Source organism: Centipeda noxia ATCC 43541 (assembly GCF_000160555.1).
Lineage (GTDB): Bacteria > Bacillota > Negativicutes > Selenomonadales > Selenomonadaceae > Centipeda > Centipeda noxia.
This window is the reverse complement of record NZ_GG749279.1, coordinates 157,997-174,398: the sequence shown is the minus strand read 5'-3', so window position 1 is coordinate 174,398 and position 16,402 is coordinate 157,997. Positions and strand designations below refer to the sequence as shown.

General features: G+C 51.9%; 23 protein-coding genes. All 23 read right to left on the bottom strand.

Annotated features, from left to right (window positions below; translation table 11 throughout):
- Positions 1–244: 244 nt before the first annotated feature.
- On the bottom strand, positions 245–1,297 hold the full coding sequence (locus HMPREF7545_RS02290) for a RelA/SpoT domain-containing protein (protein ID WP_006694058.1): 1,053 nt from the start codon (positions 1,295–1,297) through the stop codon (positions 245–247).
- A 13-nt stretch (positions 1,298–1,310) separates the two neighbouring features.
- Entirely contained in the window at positions 1,311–1,778 is a 468-nt protein-coding gene (locus tag HMPREF7545_RS02285; protein WP_006694057.1) for a DUF4367 domain-containing protein, read from the bottom strand.
- 25 nt (positions 1,779–1,803) lie between these two features.
- Positions 1,804–3,522 (bottom strand): DNA repair protein RecN, encoded by a 1,719-nt coding sequence (gene recN, locus HMPREF7545_RS02280; RefSeq protein ID WP_006694056.1) that lies wholly within the window; start codon positions 3,520–3,522, stop codon positions 1,804–1,806.
- Positions 3,523–3,537: 15 nt separating this feature from the next.
- Complete coding sequence (argR, locus tag HMPREF7545_RS02275; RefSeq protein ID WP_006694055.1) at positions 3,538–3,990, bottom strand: arginine repressor; 453 nt, start codon at positions 3,988–3,990, stop codon at positions 3,538–3,540.
- An 11-nt stretch (positions 3,991–4,001) separates the two neighbouring features.
- Positions 4,002–4,853 carry an NAD(+)/NADH kinase gene (locus tag HMPREF7545_RS02270; RefSeq protein ID WP_006694054.1) on the bottom strand — a complete coding sequence of 284 codons (852 nt, stop codon included), beginning with the start codon at positions 4,851–4,853 and terminating at the stop codon, positions 4,002–4,004.
- A gap of 15 nt (positions 4,854–4,868) precedes the next feature.
- Positions 4,869–5,678, bottom strand: coding sequence for a TlyA family RNA methyltransferase (locus HMPREF7545_RS02265; RefSeq protein WP_006694053.1), 810 nt, complete (start codon positions 5,676–5,678; stop codon positions 4,869–4,871).
- A gap of 8 nt (positions 5,679–5,686) precedes the next feature.
- Positions 5,687–6,562 carry a polyprenyl synthetase family protein gene (locus HMPREF7545_RS02260; protein ID WP_006694052.1) on the bottom strand — a complete coding sequence of 292 codons (876 nt, stop codon included), beginning with the start codon at positions 6,560–6,562 and terminating at the stop codon, positions 5,687–5,689.
- A 1-nt stretch (position 6,563) separates the two neighbouring features.
- A complete protein-coding gene (gene xseB, locus HMPREF7545_RS02255) occupies positions 6,564–6,800 on the bottom strand; it encodes an exodeoxyribonuclease VII small subunit (protein ID WP_006694051.1) in 237 nt (78 codons plus the stop codon).
- Positions 6,790–7,995 (bottom strand): exodeoxyribonuclease VII large subunit, encoded by a 1,206-nt coding sequence (gene xseA / locus HMPREF7545_RS02250; protein WP_006694050.1) that lies wholly within the window; start codon positions 7,993–7,995, stop codon positions 6,790–6,792. The genes xseB and xseA overlap by 11 nt, the downstream gene beginning before the upstream one ends.
- A gap of 76 nt (positions 7,996–8,071) precedes the next feature.
- Entirely contained in the window at positions 8,072–8,488 is a 417-nt protein-coding gene (gene nusB / locus HMPREF7545_RS02245; protein WP_006694049.1) for a transcription antitermination factor NusB, read from the bottom strand.
- On the bottom strand, positions 8,485–8,730 hold the full coding sequence (locus HMPREF7545_RS02240) for a DUF2273 domain-containing protein (RefSeq protein WP_006694048.1): 246 nt from the start codon (positions 8,728–8,730) through the stop codon (positions 8,485–8,487). The genes nusB and HMPREF7545_RS02240 overlap by 4 nt, the downstream gene beginning before the upstream one ends.
- Positions 8,731–8,742: 12 nt before the next feature.
- Positions 8,743–9,321: an alkaline shock response membrane anchor protein AmaP gene (gene amaP, locus HMPREF7545_RS02235; protein WP_006694047.1), complete on the bottom strand. Its 579-nt coding sequence runs from the start codon at positions 9,319–9,321 to the stop codon at positions 8,743–8,745.
- An 18-nt stretch (positions 9,322–9,339) separates the two neighbouring features.
- Positions 9,340–9,756, bottom strand: a complete 417-nt coding sequence (locus HMPREF7545_RS02230; protein ID WP_006694046.1) for an Asp23/Gls24 family envelope stress response protein — start codon at positions 9,754–9,756, stop codon at positions 9,340–9,342.
- Positions 9,757–9,775: 19 nt separating this feature from the next.
- Positions 9,776–10,333: an elongation factor P gene (efp, locus tag HMPREF7545_RS02225; protein WP_006694045.1), complete on the bottom strand. Its 558-nt coding sequence runs from the start codon at positions 10,331–10,333 to the stop codon at positions 9,776–9,778.
- A 48-nt stretch (positions 10,334–10,381) separates the two neighbouring features.
- The gene (locus HMPREF7545_RS02220) at positions 10,382–11,458 is read right to left on the bottom strand and encodes a M24 family metallopeptidase (RefSeq protein ID WP_006694044.1); all 1,077 of its coding nucleotides are present in this window, start codon (positions 11,456–11,458) and stop codon (positions 10,382–10,384) included.
- Positions 11,455–11,898: a type II 3-dehydroquinate dehydratase gene (gene aroQ / locus HMPREF7545_RS02215; protein ID WP_006694043.1), complete on the bottom strand. Its 444-nt coding sequence runs from the start codon at positions 11,896–11,898 to the stop codon at positions 11,455–11,457. The genes HMPREF7545_RS02220 and aroQ overlap by 4 nt, the downstream gene beginning before the upstream one ends.
- Before the next feature lie 8 nt (positions 11,899–11,906).
- On the bottom strand, positions 11,907–12,188 hold the full coding sequence (locus HMPREF7545_RS02210; protein WP_006694042.1) for an acylphosphatase: 282 nt from the start codon (positions 12,186–12,188) through the stop codon (positions 11,907–11,909).
- Complete coding sequence (locus tag HMPREF7545_RS02205; protein ID WP_006694041.1) at positions 12,185–13,426, bottom strand: peptidase U32 family protein; 1,242 nt, start codon at positions 13,424–13,426, stop codon at positions 12,185–12,187. Before HMPREF7545_RS02205 ends, HMPREF7545_RS02210 begins: the two co-directional genes overlap by 4 nt.
- A 24-nt stretch (positions 13,427–13,450) precedes the next feature.
- Positions 13,451–14,545 (bottom strand): endolytic transglycosylase MltG, encoded by a 1,095-nt coding sequence (gene mltG, locus HMPREF7545_RS02200; RefSeq protein ID WP_006694040.1) that lies wholly within the window; start codon positions 14,543–14,545, stop codon positions 13,451–13,453.
- Positions 14,546–14,624: 79 nt separating this feature from the next.
- Entirely contained in the window at positions 14,625–14,924 is a 300-nt protein-coding gene (locus HMPREF7545_RS02195; RefSeq protein WP_006696314.1) for a DUF1292 domain-containing protein, read from the bottom strand.
- A 37-nt stretch (positions 14,925–14,961) separates the two neighbouring features.
- Positions 14,962–15,375, bottom strand: coding sequence for a Holliday junction resolvase RuvX (ruvX, locus tag HMPREF7545_RS02190; RefSeq protein WP_006694038.1), 414 nt, complete (start codon positions 15,373–15,375; stop codon positions 14,962–14,964).
- Positions 15,376–15,383: 8 nt separating this feature from the next.
- A complete protein-coding gene (locus HMPREF7545_RS02185; protein WP_006694037.1) occupies positions 15,384–15,635 on the bottom strand; it encodes an IreB family regulatory phosphoprotein in 252 nt (83 codons plus the stop codon).
- Between the two features lie 30 nt (positions 15,636–15,665).
- On the bottom strand, positions 15,666–16,316 hold the full coding sequence (locus HMPREF7545_RS02180) for an HAD family hydrolase (protein WP_006694036.1): 651 nt from the start codon (positions 16,314–16,316) through the stop codon (positions 15,666–15,668).
- Positions 16,317–16,402 lie beyond the last annotated feature (86 nt).

Here is a 16,402-nt window from a genome sequence, read left to right as displayed (position 1 = left end):
GTCTATCCCGAGGGTCGTCGCACCATAAGTCTTTGCAAACAACGGCCTTCCCTCCTACGTTTCAAATATAAGAAAATTATAACACAGGATAGGGGGAGATGGCTAATGATTCTTTGCAAAAGAAAAGAGATTCCAAACGCTAGGCAGGGCGAGTGGGATCTCTTATGTAACAAATGTTTGACAAAGCTACAGTGATTACTATCTTGCAGATAACATGATTTCAATTGTTAACAAGTCGAGCATTTCATTTCAAATATTCAGTTACAAGATCAACAAATTTACCTATATCTAGAAAATAATTAGGATAAGCGGCTTTGACTCCTGCAAAAGAAGATGCCCTTATCAAAACAATATCCAACGGCATATTACCGCGCTGGCTTTCAAGGAAATCGTATTGTGCATTAGCTTCCTCTATTTCACTCGGTTTATAAAATTGTCTATGTAATGTACGGTTTTTATAATTTAGTTGCAGAATATAATATCCACGCTTGTCCGGAATATTATCTACATCATGATCAATTACAGTTCGTATTGCCTGTAACATCTCCAACACATGATGATTGTCATTTATTTGTTTAATTTCTGAAATCAGTGCTTTTTGATTCATAGATGTCCCTGGAACAACAGAACACTGTTCTCTAAGGGCAAAAAGAGATGATACTACAACAAAAAAACGTTTTGTTCTTTCATCTCCTTCGCCAGCTTTCAGAGCTTGGTTAGTAAAAAGTCCAATGGTTTCGACCGCAGTTGCCCAAATATGTTGAAGATGCGTCCGAAATTGTAATTCTACTAGCATTTGATACCGATTATAAGCATCCTTTCCCACTCTATCAGACTTAAACCTATATACCAAATGAAGAGAGCGATAACCGGAGATCTTAGGCTGTTCGATATAATCATACGTCCTCTTTAATTCATGACGAATCTTTGAATGTTGAAATTGTCGACTATACGAATATACCTCCTGAATTGTTGGTAAAACGATACGACATCCACCAAGATCTTGGATTCGATATAGCAACATGCCTTTTTCTCTTTGAAGTTTACCAATGATAGAATCCATTCGTTTCATACGCTCAGCAACAAGAATATCAACACGTGTTTGCGCTTTTCTCCTTAGATTCATATAAAAAACATGGAGAGGATATGCATGAGACGCACGCCAATTATCAATAATGGCTAAAGCCATCGCTTTTTCTTCTTCATCTGTATTTGAATCTCGAACTATTCGCCCGGCTTCATTTATTTGTCTTTGAGAATACTCCGGAATCTTCCAACGTGGCTGTGTGATGCTCATTATTAATCTCTCCTCAGTTCCACGGGATTGTGCTGACAATCGCCTGCACGGCTTCGACAGGGAGCGGCTCTTCGAACGAGAGAGAGAATGTATAGCCGCCGCGCGACCAGAGGGCAAGGCTGACAAGTTTTTCGCTGCCTTTGACGCGGATGTACTGGCGGCCAGTTTGAACCACCTGATTGACTTCATAGACTGTGCTGTCTCCGCTGATATCCGAATCCCCCTTTGCCATGCGAAAGAGGATTTCCTTGCCTGCATCATTGCGGTAGAATATCTCAGCGAGGCTCTTATCAATGACGATGATGTCCTTCTGCACATAGCCCACGGGCAAAAGTGTCGGCGTATAGACAGGAAGCCCGACAATTGCCCATGCATCCCGCACGCTTGTATATTCAACGAGCGGCGAGGGCATTGCCTGCGTATGTCCGCTGCCCACAAGAACTGCAGAGGCCGTAAGTCCCGCAATCAATACACGTTTCATTCCATGTGTTTTCACCGCATACCTCTCATTTCTTCGCTTTTGTTTTCTTCTGGAACACATCCTTCTTCTTATGCGCATTGCCCAGCATCTCCCGCGCATTCGCCAGCGCTGTCTCAGTGACATCATCACCGGACGCCATGCGTGCAATTTCTCGTACACGCTCCTCGTCTGAGAGGCATTCCACCTGCGTCACAGTCGCCTCCCCTTTAACACATTTGGAAATATACAGATGTGTATCCGCCATGGAGGCGATCTGAGGGAGATGCGTGATACAGAGCACCTGCTTGTAATGTGCAACAAAGGCGATGCGCTCGGCAACCATCTGAGCAGTTCGTCCGCCGATGCCCGTATCAATCTCATCGAAGATCATGCTCGCTGTGCTGGTGTCACGCGCAGCGATGACTGTCTTGATAGCGAGTGCGATGCGTGAGAGTTCGCCGCCCGAAGCAATCTTCTCGATCGGTTTTTCTTCCTCACCGACGTTTGCGGAAAAGATCATTGTAAGGCTGTCCGCACCGCAACTCGTGTATTTTCCCTCCGGTGAGACAAGAATATGAAAACGCGCCTTCGGCATACCGAGCTCCTGCAGTTCACGCTCAATCTCAGCAGAGAGTGCCGCGCCGGCCTTCTGTCTGCGCTCTGTGAGTTCTGCCGCAAGCCCCCGCAGTCTCTGGTACAATGCAGCAATATCCTCTTCCAATTTGGCCATATCTGCATCATAGTTGTCAACGGCCGCAAGCTCCCCGCGAATATCTGCCATATGCTCAAGTACGGTGGAGATGCTTCCGCCATATTTCTTTTTGAGCCGATCAATAACATCCATACGTGCCTGCACTTGATCAAGCCTTGCAGGATCCGTGTCAATGCCCTCCAGATAGTCCCGCACTTCATACGATGCCTCCTGCAGAGAAATGTAAGCTTCTCCAACCATCGTCTGCACATTCGAAAGGCCGTCATCATATCGTGCGATCTCATCCAGCACACGTGTAACCCGTGCAAGTGCAGAAAGTACAGCGATTCCTTCGGCACTGTCCTCACTGAGCAAATCGTGTGCTTCGGCGGCGTGTTCCGCAAGTTTTTCTGAATGGGAAAGCCGACGAATCTCAGCCGCGAGTTCCTCATCCTCACCCTCACGCAATTCTGCCTCAGCGATCTCGCGTTCCTGCCAGCGCAGCATATCCAGCCGCTCACTGATCCCTTCGATCTCCTCCGCACGTTCTGTTCGGAGTCTGGATTTCTCCTTCCACACTCCATAGACCTTCTGGTATTCCGCCAGGCATGCCGACAGATCACGATCCCCACCCTCGAGCAGCTGACGCTGTGTATCCTCGTGCAGAAGAGCAAGGTTCTCATTCTGCCCATGGATATCTACGAGGTGCAAAGCAATTTTTTTCAAAAAAGATAAAGTTACATGGCTGCCGTTGACAAGAATTGAGCTTTTTCCTATCCGCGAAACTTTGCGGATAATGATGAGTTCGTCATCGTATTCAATTTCCTGTTCTTCAAGCAGGGGCAGCATTTCATCTCTTTCATCAACGGAAAAGACAGCTTCAACGCGGAGAAAGTCACAGCCGCTGCGAATCATGTCGCTCGATATCCGCTGTCCGAGAATTGCACCGATCGCGTCGATGAGAATGGATTTTCCCGCGCCGGTTTCTCCGGTCAGGATATTCAGCCCGGAGCCGAACTCCACCGCAACCTCTTCGAGCAGGGCAAAATTCCATACGCGGAGGCTATGCAGCATTGCGTTCCCCTCCCATCAACGCAGCAGTGCCTGGATGCGTGCGGCCACAGATTCTGCTGCATATTTCGGCTTGACCAGCAGGAAGATGCTGTCATCCCCCGCAACCGTGCCGAGGACTTCCGTCCATCCTGAGGAATCAAGTGCAGATGCTACCGTTGAAGCTCCTCCGGGGATGGTCTTGATCAGAACGATATTCTCGCTGAAGTCACAAAGAACTACATTGTCCTTGAAGAGCCGCTTCATCTTTCTCTCAGAGAAGCGCACACTCTCGCTTGGCGTCAAAGCATATCGATAGCGGCCGTTGCCGGCAGGAACCTTAACGAGATAAAGTTCCTTAATATCGCGCGATATTGTTGCCTGCGTAACGCGCACATGACGCACGCGCAGAGCCTCCGCAAGGGCATCCTGCGTCTCAATGATCTCCTCTTCAATGATTTTCTTGATAAGGTCGTGGCGTCGACTTTTCATTCCGCTCTCTCCTAGCAATTTCTCCAGAGTTTTGTCCGCAGTGTCTGATAGTAGTCCTTGTCCTCGAATTTAATGATCCCCGCCCGCACATCCGAGCATTTCACGGTAACAATATCATCCGGATGAATCGTTGTCGTCTCCTGCCCGTCCAATGTGACAATGATGCTCTGCCGCATATCGAGCAGGTGAATATGCACGACATCCTCCTCGCGAATGATGAGCGGACGGATATTGAGCGTATGTGCACAGATCGGTGTGAGAATCAGTCCCTTTACCATCGGATTGATGATGGGCCCGCCTGCCGAGAGCGAATACGCCGTAGATCCCGTCGGCGATGCGACAATGAATCCGTCTGCCTTGCATTCGACGAGCGGCGTTTTGTTCACCGTCAGTCCGAGCGAAATAATGCGCGCGACATCGCCCTTAGTCACAACGATGTCATTGATTGCATAGCCGAGAAAATGCTCCGCTCCCTCCTTTGTCACATAGCCCGCAAGAAAAGGCCGCCATTCTATATGGTAGCTGCCTTCACAGAGCTTTTCCAGCTTCTCCTCCAGCTCATTCTGCTCGATGTCCGCCATAAAGCCGAGCGTCCCCATATTGATGCCGCAGACAGGAACCGGATTCTCGGCATATCTGCGGCAAATGCCGAGCAGCGTTCCGTCTCCGCCGAGACTGAGTGCAAAATCTGCCGGCAGATGCTCAATATCATCGACGCCGTATTCTTCCATGCCGAACTCAACCGCGCGCTCGCGAGACAAAATCATGCGCGCATCCCGTGCAGAAAAGAATTTACGAATGCGAAGCAGAACCTGCCGCGTCTCCGGCTTAATCAAATTCGGAAAAATTGCAACCGTCAACATAGAAATCTAAGCACCTCATCCATCCAGCGTCCGATGCGCCTCTGCCACAACGGCAGCGACCGTGTTCTCACCGAATCCCGCACTGTGGTCCCCTCCCATCGTCAGATGCAGAAGATATTCGATGTTCCCCTTTGGCCCCTTGATCGGTGAGAACGTAAGACCGGAGGCAATAAATCCGAGATCCTCTGCCACAGTAAGGACCGCACGAATAACGGACGTATGCACTGTCGGATCGCGTACGACGCCGTTCTTGCCTACATGCTCTTTCCCCGCTTCAAACTGCGGCTTGATGAGCGCAATCGTTTCTCCGTCGTCCTTGAGCAGTATACGAACAACCGGCAGCACCTTATCGAGCGAGATAAATGCCACATCGATCGAGGCAAAATCAAGTGGCTGTCCCAATGTCTCTGCCGTGACATTTCGAATATTTGTCCGCTCCATGTTGACGACGCGCGTATCCGTGCGCAGTTTCCAATCGAGCTGCCCGTAGCCGACATCAATCGCATAGACCTTTGCCGCACCGTTCTGCAGCATACAGTCTGTAAATCCGCCCGTCGAAGCACCAATGTCTGCCGCAATTTTCCCGGTAAGGACTGTGCCGAATGATTCCAGTCCCTTGGCCAGCTTCAATCCGCCGCGGCTGACATAGGGCAGATCTTCCCCCACGACACGCAATGAGGATAGAGGCGAGACCGTCGTCCCCGCCTTATCGACACGCTGCTCGTCGACCAGTACCTGACCGGCCATGATGAGCCGCTTCGCACGCTCGCGGCTCGCGGCAAAGCCCCGCGCCACAAGCAAAAGATCCAACCGCTCTTTTTTCAAAATATCGCCTACTGTTTTCGATTTACGAGATATGATACCAGCTCCCGCAGAAAGGATGCTTCCGAACCGAAGACGGCAAGCGCCGCAAGGGCTTCATCCACGGTGCGCCGAGCAAGCTCCTGCGCCGCAGAAAGAGAGGTCAGCGTCACATAGGTCGACTTATGGTTTTTCTCATCGCTTCCAACCGGCTTTCCAATATCCTCTGCATTTCCAACCACATCGAGGATGTCATCCGTGATTTGGAAGGCCAGACCAAAATGATCAGCATATGCTGTAAGTGCTGTAAGCTGCTGTTCGGACGCCCCTCCAAGAATCGCGCCGCTGCGCAGTGCCGCATGAAAGAGCGCGCCTGTCTTGCCCATATGAACACGTCGGAGCTCATCCAACGAGATCGTTTTATTCTCTGCCTGCAGATCGAGCACCTGTCCTCCGACCATGCCCTCAGCCCCTGCCGCCCGACTGATCTCATCTACTACGCGCAGCAGCGATACAGCGGGAACATCCTTTTGACGGAGAAGTACTGTAAAGGCGAGCGTAAGAAGTGCATCCCCCGCAAGAATCGCGATGCCATCGCCGTAGACCTTGTGATTTGTCAGCTTCCCGCGGCGGTAGTCATCGTTGTCCATCGCGGGAAGGTCGTCATGGATGAGTGAATAGGTGTGAATCATCTCTAATGCGCACGCCGCAGGCAGCAGCTTCGTACCGTCTGAGCCCACAGCATCCGCCGCAGCCATCAGCAAAATAGGTCGCAGGCGCTTCCCCCCTGCCATCAGACTATATTCCATTGCCTCCCGCAGGGTATTATCCAGGATATCCGTCTTTGCCAGTTCATCCCGCAAGGCTCGCTCGATGAGCTCCTGACGATTCCGCCAAAGTTCTTTCATCTCAGCCCCCGATCTGCAGTTCTTCTTCCACAACGCCAGACGCTGATTCTTTGACCAGAAGGTCCATCGTCTCTTCAGCACGCTTCAAAGACTTCATGCAGAAATCAGATAGCTTAATCCCCTCGGAATATTTTGCCATCAGGTCTGCCAACGATAGATCCCCAGTCTCAATCTCAGAGACAATATGCTCCAGTTCACCAAGTGCATCCTCGAATGTCATCTCTTTTTTACGTGCCATTCTGCTTCTCCTTTGCCTTAACCACAGCAGATATTTTCCCATCCGCAAATGTGATATTCAAATGATCTCCAACGGACAGCTCCTTCGCTCTGCTCACCGTTCTCCCATCTTTCTCGACGATGCTGAATCCTCGGTACAGAATCTGCACAGGATTAAGCAGCTCAAGCCGCTTCAAAATGAGTTCAAGATGATGCCGCGTATTCGTACGCTGTTCCTTGACAGCACGATAAAGCTGCTCCGTCACATGATCAGTATGTTGAATTGGAGCGGAAAGCAAGAGGCCCGGATTCCTGCGCCACGGGCGGTCCGTAAGACTTTTCAAATACGACATACGCTGACCCATCTGGCGTTTCCTTCCCGCGGAAAGACGTGTAAGGAGACCCGCGGCATATTGACACAGCTCGCCTGCATCCGGAACCGCAAGCTCCGCAGCCTGTGAAGGAGTTGCTGCACGCCGATCGCTGACGAAATCCGCCAGCGTCGTATCTGTCTCATGTCCCACGGCGGAGATCACCGGAATTTTCGAATCATAGATCGCGCGCACAACGATTTCCTCATTGAATGCCCAGAGGTCTTCTGCTGATCCTCCTCCGCGTCCCACAATGAGAACATCTACTGGATATTTCCTGTTGAAAAATTTCACCGCCCCTGCAATCTGCCCTGCTGCCTCTGTCCCCTGCACGAGGACAGGGCAAAGAATCAACTGGATGCCGGGCCAGCGCCGCTTAGTCACCTTATGAATATCACGCAGGACCGCACCAGCAGATGAGGTAACGATGCCAATGCGGCGCGGGAAACGGGGCAGAGGCTGTTTATGCGTTTCATCGAAAAGCCCCTCGGCAGCAAGCCTCTCCTTGAGCTGTTCAAAAGCAAGCGCAAGAGCTCCTGCTCCCTCCGGGGTTAATGAATTCACATAGAGTTGATAGACACCGTCACGCTCATAGACAGACACACTGCCGCCGGCAATGACCTGCATCCCGTTCTCCGGCGTAAAGCGCAGATTTCGCGCATAGCCGTTGAACATAACGCATTTCATACTCGCCTCGGCGTCTTTCAGCGTAAAATAACAATGTCCGGAAGGATACCGCTTAAAATTGGAAAGTTCACCGCGAATCAGAATAGCCGAGAGGATCTCTTCCCCCTCGAATAGTCCCTTGATATATCGCGTTACATCACTGACACTGTGAACAGTCATAAAACACCTTTCTGCACTGATAAAAAAAGAACCATTGCACGAAACGGTCGCGCAACGGATTCTTTTTTCAGCTCTTTTAAGACTGAACAGCCTTCTGCATCGCGGCAAGGATACCGTTTACATAGCGGCCCGCGTCATCCGAGCCATATTTTTTTGCCAGCTCGACAGCCTCGTTAATCGCAACCGGAGGATCAATCCGCTCCTCTTGATAGCGCATTTCATAATATGCCATACGAATAAGGTTGCGATCCACAGCCGCCATGCGGCGAAGCTTCCATTCCTTCGCCATTCGTTCAATCTCAGCGTCAATCTCGGAAAGGAACGACCTCGTCCCATGCACAAGATTATGCGCGTAGGGAAGATCCTCCTCCGTAATTCCGTCCACCTCATCAATTGCAAGATCGCTCACACGCTCTTCACACGCCTTATCCGCATCGAACTCCAACTGAAACAGAGTTAGGAGAGCGGCTTCCCGCGCGCTCCTTCGGCTCATGGCATTCTCCGAAACAGCCGATGCAGTGCAGACGTGTCAATGAGTTCCGTCCAACTGCCGGCACGCTCTGCTTGTAAGCCGATATACATGCCGACAACTGCACAGAGGAGGACAAATACGATATGCCAAAAGCCAAAGAGCAAAACGCATATGCCAAAGATCGCTCCCAACAAAAGCCCCAGCGTTCGTCCACGATGACGCAGCCATTGATCTTGCAGGAAAAGCAGTACATATTCCTTCATGCAATTCCCTCACTAAGATATAGATCGTTTCGACTGAGATGCATTCGAAATCTCGGCGACGCGAATAATCACCGGGATATCTGAAATGCCAAGCACATCCTGGAGATTCCGACGCACATTCTGTGTCAGTTCCTCCGTTATTGCATTTAAGTTCGTCCGATCTGCCAGAGTGATTTTGAGTTCCACCTGCATCGGCGCCGCTGCAGAATCCTTTCTCATATCATGGACAGAAACAACGGCAACCGCCTCACGAATCCCCTGCATAGAGAGCGCTACGCGCTCCACAATGCCGCGCACGGCAGAAACAGCAACCTGAACGGCGCCGGCCGGTGTGTCGATGACCATGAACTCACCATGTGTTCGACTGCTGGGATTCGAAGTTCTGGAAAAGACAGCAAAGAAAAGCTTGAGGCTAACCAAAAATGCAATGGCACACACCACCAAAAGCTCTTGTCGAGACAGCGCATAACGCAGCTCGTTCAGCCAAACGCCCTCCGGAATGATACGCAGCGCAACAGCAGCGACCGCTATTGACAGCGCCATTGTAAACAACGCGTAGGGCAAGAGGAATAAGCGATTCAGTATTCCCATCGTTAGTTCCTCGTACGCTCAGCGTACACGGACTTCCTCGGCCTTCGGCTCCTCTTCGGGGAAACCGACGCCCTGCACGTGCACGTTGACCTCGACCACTGTAAGACCGGTCATTGCCTCAATTGCCCGTTTCACATTCTCCTGTGCTGCGAGAGCAACTTCGGGGATACGAATGCCATACTTCACGATGATATAGAGGTCGACAGCAGCTTCCTTTTCACCAACCTCGACTTTGACACCCTTGGAAAAGTTCTTGCGTCCGAGGATCTCTGCGATACCGCCGGCAAGACCGCCGCTCATACCTGCAATACCCTCAACCTCAGTGGTAGCAAGACCTGCAATGATACTGACGACTTCATCCGCCACACGAATCGTGCCGAGCCCTGTCTCCTTTTTCACTGCGTTCTTCTCATTTTCCATATTCATATCCTCCATTCTCAAGCAAAGAGATCGCTTATGCGCGCTCAATGTAGTTGCCCGTACGCGTATCAATGCGGAGCACATCACCCTCATTGATAAAGAGCGGAACGCGCACCTCATAGCCGGTCTCGACCTTTGCCATCTTGGTTGCACCCGTCGCTGTATTGCCCTTGACACTTGGTTCGCACTCAATGACCTTAAGGCTTACAGAATTCGGCAGCTGAATACCAATGATACGGCCCTTGAACTGCTGAACTGCAACTTCCATATTCTCCATGAGGTAGTTCAGCGCATCCCCGAGCTGCTCGCGCGTAAGCTCAGTCTGCTCATAGGTTTCCGTATTCATGAACGTATAGACGCCGTCGGCCTCATAGAGATACTGCATCGTATGCGTCTCGAGGTGTGCGGCCGGCATTTTCTCGTTCGGATTGAAGGTACGCTCTACCACCGCGCCGGTTTCGACATTCTTGATCTTGGTACGGACGAACGCTGCACCCTTTCCCGGCTTTACATGCTGGAAATCGACAATCTGCCAGACACCTCCATCGTATTCAATGGTAAGGCCTGTGCGGAAATCGGTGCTGTTAATCATAGATTCGTTCCTCCATACATTACATCATCTCTGCATATTATAGCGGTTTTATATGCAAATTTCAATAAATTCTTTTGGCGCGCGCGTCAGCGCTTCTGCACCGTCCGGCGTAACAAGCACTGTGTCCTCGATGCGAATGCCGCCCCATCCCGGAATGTATACACCAGGCTCGTCCGTAATGAGCATATTCGGCCGCAAAATATCATTGCCCGACTTTGAGAGACGAGGTTCCTCATGGATCTCCAGTCCAAGACTATGTCCAAGCCCATGCCCAAAGTATTGATCAAGCGCTTCTTCCGCGAGGGAGTCCCGCGCAATGCGGTCGACCTCTATTCCCGTCACCCCGGGGCAGATCGCCGCAAGTGCGCGCTGCTGCGCCGTCATGACTGCATTATAGAGAGTGCGCTGGCGCGGATCCGCATGCCCCACGCTGACCGTTCGCGTAATGTCCGAATGGTATCCCATACAGACGGCGCCAAAGTCCATCGTCACGAGTTCCCCGCGGGCAATCTTTTTCTCGCTTGCCACACCATGCGGAAGGCTGCCGCGGACTCCGGAAGCGACGATTGTTTGAAACGCCGGCCGTTCAGAGCCCTCACGCTGCATGAAATGCTCCATTTCGGCAGCGACCTCCAACTCCGTCATGCCCGGTTCAATGTACGTAAGAATATGGGCAAAGGCTGCATCGGCGATTGCGCATGCGCGCCGGATAAGGGCAATCTCATCCGCGTCCTTTACTTGACGAAGGCGGTCAAGCGTCAGCGATGTATCGAAGGATATCTCTCCAAGGAGTTCCTTCAGCTTCTCATAAGCGTCATAAACAAGCGCACCGCCCTCAAATCCGAGCGCAAGCACGCCGCAGTCCGCTGCGATCTCGGCAGCCTTCCGATAGAGTCCATCCCTCTGCTCGACGATTTCATAGTCCGGTGCCTGCACCGCAGCCTGCTCGGTGTAACGGCTGTCTGTCACAAGCACAAGGCGGTCATGTGTTACGATAAGCACCGTCGAATCACCACGAAATCCGCTGAAATAATGGAGGTTCTCCTCCTTTGTGATAAGGACGGCATCCACAATCTTCTGTGAAAGGAGCGCCCGCAGGCGGGCGATACGATCTGTCATGCTCATCGCGCATCCCCTGTCCGGCAGATGATTGCCTCAAGCGCAGCCATATAACTCTCCGTTCCAAGCCCTGTAATCTGTCCGAGAGCGACGGGGGCAATCACCGATGTATGCCGGAACTCCTCACGCTGATGAATATTCGAGAGATGCACCTCAATAACAGGAACCTCTGCCGCTGTAATCGCATCGCGAATGGCAATGCTGTAATGTGTAAAGGCGGCGGCATTCAGGATGATATAGGAAACATTTCCGCGCGCTGCCTGAATCGCATCTACAAGAACACCTTCATGATTTGATTGTAAAAATTCAATGTCCAGTCCTGCGCTCTCGGCACGGCGGCGCAGGCGCTCATTGATATCCGCAAGTGTTAAAGTCCCGTAGATCTCGGGCTCCCGCGTTCCAAGCAGGTTGAGATTCGGACCGTTCAGTACAAGTATTTTTGCCATAGAAGCTCCTAGTATCGAATCGAAAAGTCGCGCTCACCGAAAACAGGGCTGCGCTCCTCCATATCAAGGCGTTCCACACGGATGAAATAGTTGCCCGCGCGTATTGCCGCAAATACTGCCTCGACTGCAGAAGCAGTCCCCTGCAGTTCCATCGTCACCGTGCCGTCCGGCATATTCATCACCCATCCTGTGATGTCATTCATCACCGCCTGCTGACGGACGAACATGCGGAATCCTACGCCCTGCACACGCCCTGCGGCACATGCATAGCGGCGAATGATATCTGTCATGACAGCTTCTCCTTTTTGACCGGGGCATCACGGCGCAAAATACTGTACGGTTCGACAGCCTGCGCCATCCGTATCCGAATAATCTGCTGCGGATGCGGCGCCGTCTCAATCGGGCGCCCATTCTCATCCCACATCTCTGCAAGCTTCTGGTGAAAGAGTGTTCCGCGAGGCTGAAAAAACTCGATCTTCTCCCCAAGATGCATATGATTGCGCTGCTCTATGACAGCAAGATGTGTCTCCGGATCATAAGAGCGCACAAGTCCGACGAATTCCGAAGTCTGCTCATAGGAAGACGAACCGTAGATCTGATCCGCCTCCGTCGTCCTTCCAAAGAAAAACCCCGTCGTATAGGCGCGGTGAGAGACCTTCTCCAACTCCTCCATCCACTCTGGCTGCACGATGCAGCATCCTCCCGAGAGGCAGGAATCCAGTGCCATGCGATATGCCTTGACAACGCTTGCAGCATAGTGAACACTCTTCATGCGCCCCTCAATTTTCAGACTGTCAATCCCGCAGGCAACCACCTCATCCAGATACGGCAAAAGGCACAAATCCTTCGAGTTCATGATATAAGTGCCGCGCTCGTCCTCCGCAATCGGATAGTATTCCCCGGGGCGTGATTCCTCAACCAGCGCATACTTCCATCGGCAAGACTGGGCGCACCTGCCGCGGTTGGCATCGCGTCCTGTAAAATATGCACTAAGGAGGCAGCGGCCCGAATAGGAGATGCACATTGCCCCATGTACAAAGAGTTCAAGCTCCACATCTGTATGCCGGCGAATCTCACGAATCTCCTCACGTGAAAGCTCACGGGCAAGCACCACCCGCTCTGCACCAAGCTCCTGCCACGCCCGCACTGTCCGCCAATTTACATTGTTCGCCTGCGTACTAATATGCACGGGCAGATGAGGTGCCGCCTCGCGCGCGAGCATAAAAGCACCCAGATCGGCAACGAGGACAGCATCCACGGATGCATCCGCAAGAAAGCGCAAATAATCCGGCAAAGACACAAGGTCCTCATTATGCGGGAATACATTGACCGTCACATAAATCTTCTTCCCTTGCGCATGCGCAAGCCGAACTGCTTCGCAAATCTCCTCCCGCGTAAAATTACCGCCGGAGGCGCGCAGGCCGAACTGTTCACCGCCGAGATATGCTGCATCTGCGCCGTAACGAAGCGCCATCTGCAGTTTTTCCATGGTTCCCGCGGGCGCCAGCAGCTCAGGTCTCCGTCTCATCCATTCGCCTCCGCTGATCGGTCGTCATCGCACCTGTTCAACCAGCGCGAGATGATCCGCATAATTCGTCGCATAGTAATTATTGCCGTCGCGGTCTGCAACAAAATACAGATAATCCGTGTCGGCGGGATACAGCACTGCCATGAGTGATGCCGTTCCGGGGTTCGCAATCGGTCCGGGCGGCAGGCCGATATTTTGATAGGTATTGTAAGGAGAGTCAATCTCGGTATCGCGATAGAGCAAATCTTCCTTCGGCGCATCAAGGAGATACTGCACGGTCGGATCCGCCTGCAGGGGCATGCCGACACGCAGGCGTTTCAAAAAGATCTGCGCGATGATCGGACGATCCTCTTCGTGATATGCCTCTTTCTCCACAAGAGAGGCGAGCGTAACGAGCTCGTAGACAGAAAGGTTCATCTCCCTTGCACGGTCACGCATCTCCTGCGTCAGACGGCGGTCAAAGTTCTCCGCCATCATTTCCATAATCTTATTTGCATCAAAAGAGCCGTTGATCTCGTAAGTATCCGGAAAGAGGAATCCCTCCGCCGCATAGCGCACGCCCTCATGCGCCTCTACATAAGGATAAGGGCGGTAATCTTTGGCGAGTGCAATAAAATCATCCGCCTTCACCAGGCCCTCATCCTCGAGCCGTGCGGCAATATCGCGCACGCTGAATCCTTCCGGAATCACAAAGCGTATGACAACCGTATTCCCGTAGACCAGAGTCTCCAAAGCGTCACGCGGTGTCATATCCGTATGAAGAGCAAATGTGCCGCTCTTGACTTTGTTCTCAAATCCGTTCAATTTCGCCGTCAGCCAGAACTTCATCTCACTGTCGATCACGCCGCGCTCGTGCAGCTCTTTGCCGATTTCACTGACGCTCATACCGGGACGAACGGTAAAGTAGACTGGTGTTCCGTTCTCGCTCATCTGAGAGGATGTCCCAAATGTTGGGATGAGCAAAAATACGATCAGAAGAAGTACGACAGCAAGCACAGGAATCCCGAACACAAGCTTTTTTTGTGATGGCGTCCCCTTGCCGCGATAGACGGAGCGCACTGCATCCTTCCATTCACCGCTGTTTAAGAAGTCGCGTATCCCCTGCAATGACTCCTTCAAACGAATCCTCCCTCTCTTTGTATATGGCTCCCTATGAAAAAGCTGTCATCCTCTCTTGATGACAGCCGGCTGCATTTTCTCAGTCTTCCTCTTCGAGAAGCTCATATGCTCGGCGAACCGCATCGAATTCCTCATCGCTCGGGTCGGTATAGATGTCCTCGCCGTTTTCGTCTGCAACGATCTTTGCGATCGTCGCCTCATCACTCTCCTCAGCACCCTCAAGTTCCTCCTCCGATGAGGCAATGAGCTCAATGAGCACAGCAAAGCGATCCTCGCCGATGGGAATAATCATTTCCTCGCGATAGTACTGTTCCTCGCCCTCCTCATTTTCAATAACAACGATGACATCCTCATCTCGGAGTTCTTCATGCTCTGTCATTTTTCTGTTCTCCTTTTGTCTTGATGGAAACGGCATATTATTTCAGATGCTGCTGTCGATCCAAAAAGCCCTGTAAAATATATACCGCAGCCATTTTGTCAATGACCTTGCGCCGTTTCTTTCGTGAAACATCGCCTTCAAGCAGGGTGCGGGAGGCGGCGACCGTAGAAAGGCGCTCGTCCCAATAGTGTATCTCCATCATTGGAAAACGCTCTGCTGCATCCGCCATAAAGGCGCGTACCAACGCGCAGCGCTCCCCCTCTTGTCCGTTCATATGCTTCGGCAGTCCTGCGACCAAAGCATCCGCCTCATATTCCTGGATAAGTACCCCAAGGCGATTGAGATCGTCGGACAGATCCCTGCGCCGTATCGTCTCGACTCCCTGCGCCGTGAGTCCGAGAAGGTCGCTCACTGCGACGCCGATTGTCGCATCTCCAATATCAAGAGACATGTATCGTTTCACTGATCATGCTCCAGGTAGAAGCGCACAAGCTCATCGAGCAGCTCATCGCGCTCAAGACTCCGAATCTTGCTTCGTGCATCCCGATGACTCGTCACATACGCAGGATCACCGGACAGGAGATAGCCAACCAGCTGATTAATAGGGTTGTAGCCCTTCTCCCGCATCGCGGCACTAACCTCGCGTATAACAATATCCGCCTCCGGCTTATCCTCACCAAAGGAAAACATCATTGTTTTCTGTTCATCCATTTGATTCACCTCGCTGCATGAATAGAGTCCCTATATCCTTCCTTGCTGCACGGCATCCAGCGCTGCCAGCAGCGACGGATAAATACCCGCGCAGATCTCCCGCATCTCATCGGTCGGCGGCATTGTATCAGGAATCATCACCGGCGTGCACCCCGCTGCCGCTGCCCCGCGCAGACCGTTATAGCCATCTTCAAAAACATAACTGTCCATTGGCTGAATGCCGATGCGATCCAATGCGAGCAGGAAGATATCCGGCGCCGGTTTCCCATTTGCAACCAAATCGCCGCCGATAACGGCATCGAAGTATTCATACAGTCCGCTCTGTTTCAAATTCCGTTCAATCTGCTCACAGGTCGAACTGCTGGCCGTCGCCATACGAATACCGCGTGTGCGGAAGTACATGAGGATTTCACGTGCGCCTGTCATAACGGACAAATGCTTTGCCGCCTCATCACGAACGTATTCAATCACACGGCGGACATAGGCATCAGCATCTACTGTGGGATGATACTCGTGCACCAAGCGCCGCGTCAGATCGCCGCACGTCCCACAGCACGCTTTGCCGAGCTCCGGTTTGCGTTCGACGCCGAATTCATCGGCAATTACCGTCCATCCTCTCTGATACACCGTTTCCGTATCAAAGAGCAGGCCGTCCATATCAAAGATTGCGCCCTTTTTCATGAATACCTCCAACGATGCGGATGCTCATGTGCGAAATTATACGTCCGATATTACCATAAAACGGCAAAAAAGAAAAGGCGCAGCAA

Coding starts and splice junctions, on each gene's coding strand:
- HMPREF7545_RS02180 (WP_006694036.1), bottom strand. CDS start 16,316: ATGAAAAAGGGCGCAATCTTTGATATGGACGGCCTGCTCTTTGATACG.
- aroQ (WP_006694043.1), bottom strand. CDS start 11,898: ATGGCAAAAATACTTGTACTGAACGGTCCGAATCTCAACCTGCTTGGA.
- amaP (WP_006694047.1), bottom strand. CDS start 9,321: ATGGGAATACTGAATCGCTTATTCCTCTTGCCCTACGCGTTGTTTACA.
- HMPREF7545_RS02195 (WP_006696314.1), bottom strand. CDS start 14,924: ATGACAGAGCATGAAGAACTCCGAGATGAGGATGTCATCGTTGTTATT.
- xseB (WP_006694051.1), bottom strand. CDS start 6,800: ATGGCACGTAAAAAAGAGATGACATTCGAGGATGCACTTGGTGAACTG.
- HMPREF7545_RS02260 (WP_006694052.1), bottom strand. CDS start 6,562: ATGAAAGAACTTTGGCGGAATCGTCAGGAGCTCATCGAGCGAGCCTTG.
- recN (WP_006694056.1), bottom strand. CDS start 3,522: ATGCTGCATAGCCTCCGCGTATGGAATTTTGCCCTGCTCGAAGAGGTT.
- argR (WP_006694055.1), bottom strand. CDS start 3,990: ATGAAAAGTCGACGCCACGACCTTATCAAGAAAATCATTGAAGAGGAG.
- ruvX (WP_006694038.1), bottom strand. CDS start 15,375: ATGTCTCTTGATATTGGAGATGCGACAATCGGCGTCGCAGTGAGCGAC.
- HMPREF7545_RS02185 (WP_006694037.1), bottom strand. CDS start 15,635: ATGGATGAACAGAAAACAATGATGTTTTCCTTTGGTGAGGATAAGCCG.
- HMPREF7545_RS02270 (WP_006694054.1), bottom strand. CDS start 4,853: ATGTTGACGGTTGCAATTTTTCCGAATTTGATTAAGCCGGAGACGCGG.
- HMPREF7545_RS02220 (WP_006694044.1), bottom strand. CDS start 11,458: ATGAGCATGACAGATCGTATCGCCCGCCTGCGGGCGCTCCTTTCACAG.
- HMPREF7545_RS02205 (WP_006694041.1), bottom strand. CDS start 13,426: ATGAGACGGAGACCTGAGCTGCTGGCGCCCGCGGGAACCATGGAAAAA.
- HMPREF7545_RS02240 (WP_006694048.1), bottom strand. CDS start 8,730: ATGAAGGAATATGTACTGCTTTTCCTGCAAGATCAATGGCTGCGTCAT.
- efp (WP_006694045.1), bottom strand. CDS start 10,333: ATGATTAACAGCACCGATTTCCGCACAGGCCTTACCATTGAATACGAT.
- xseA (WP_006694050.1), bottom strand. CDS start 7,995: ATGACTGTTCACAGTGTCAGTGATGTAACGCGATATATCAAGGGACTA.
- HMPREF7545_RS02290 (WP_006694058.1), bottom strand. CDS start 1,297: ATGAGCATCACACAGCCACGTTGGAAGATTCCGGAGTATTCTCAAAGA.
- HMPREF7545_RS02285 (WP_006694057.1), bottom strand. CDS start 1,778: ATGAAACGTGTATTGATTGCGGGACTTACGGCCTCTGCAGTTCTTGTG.
- nusB (WP_006694049.1), bottom strand. CDS start 8,488: ATGAGCCGAAGGAGCGCGCGGGAAGCCGCTCTCCTAACTCTGTTTCAG.
- HMPREF7545_RS02210 (WP_006694042.1), bottom strand. CDS start 12,188: ATGACAGATATCATTCGCCGCTATGCATGTGCCGCAGGGCGTGTGCAG.
- HMPREF7545_RS02230 (WP_006694046.1), bottom strand. CDS start 9,756: ATGGAGGATATGAATATGGAAAATGAGAAGAACGCAGTGAAAAAGGAG.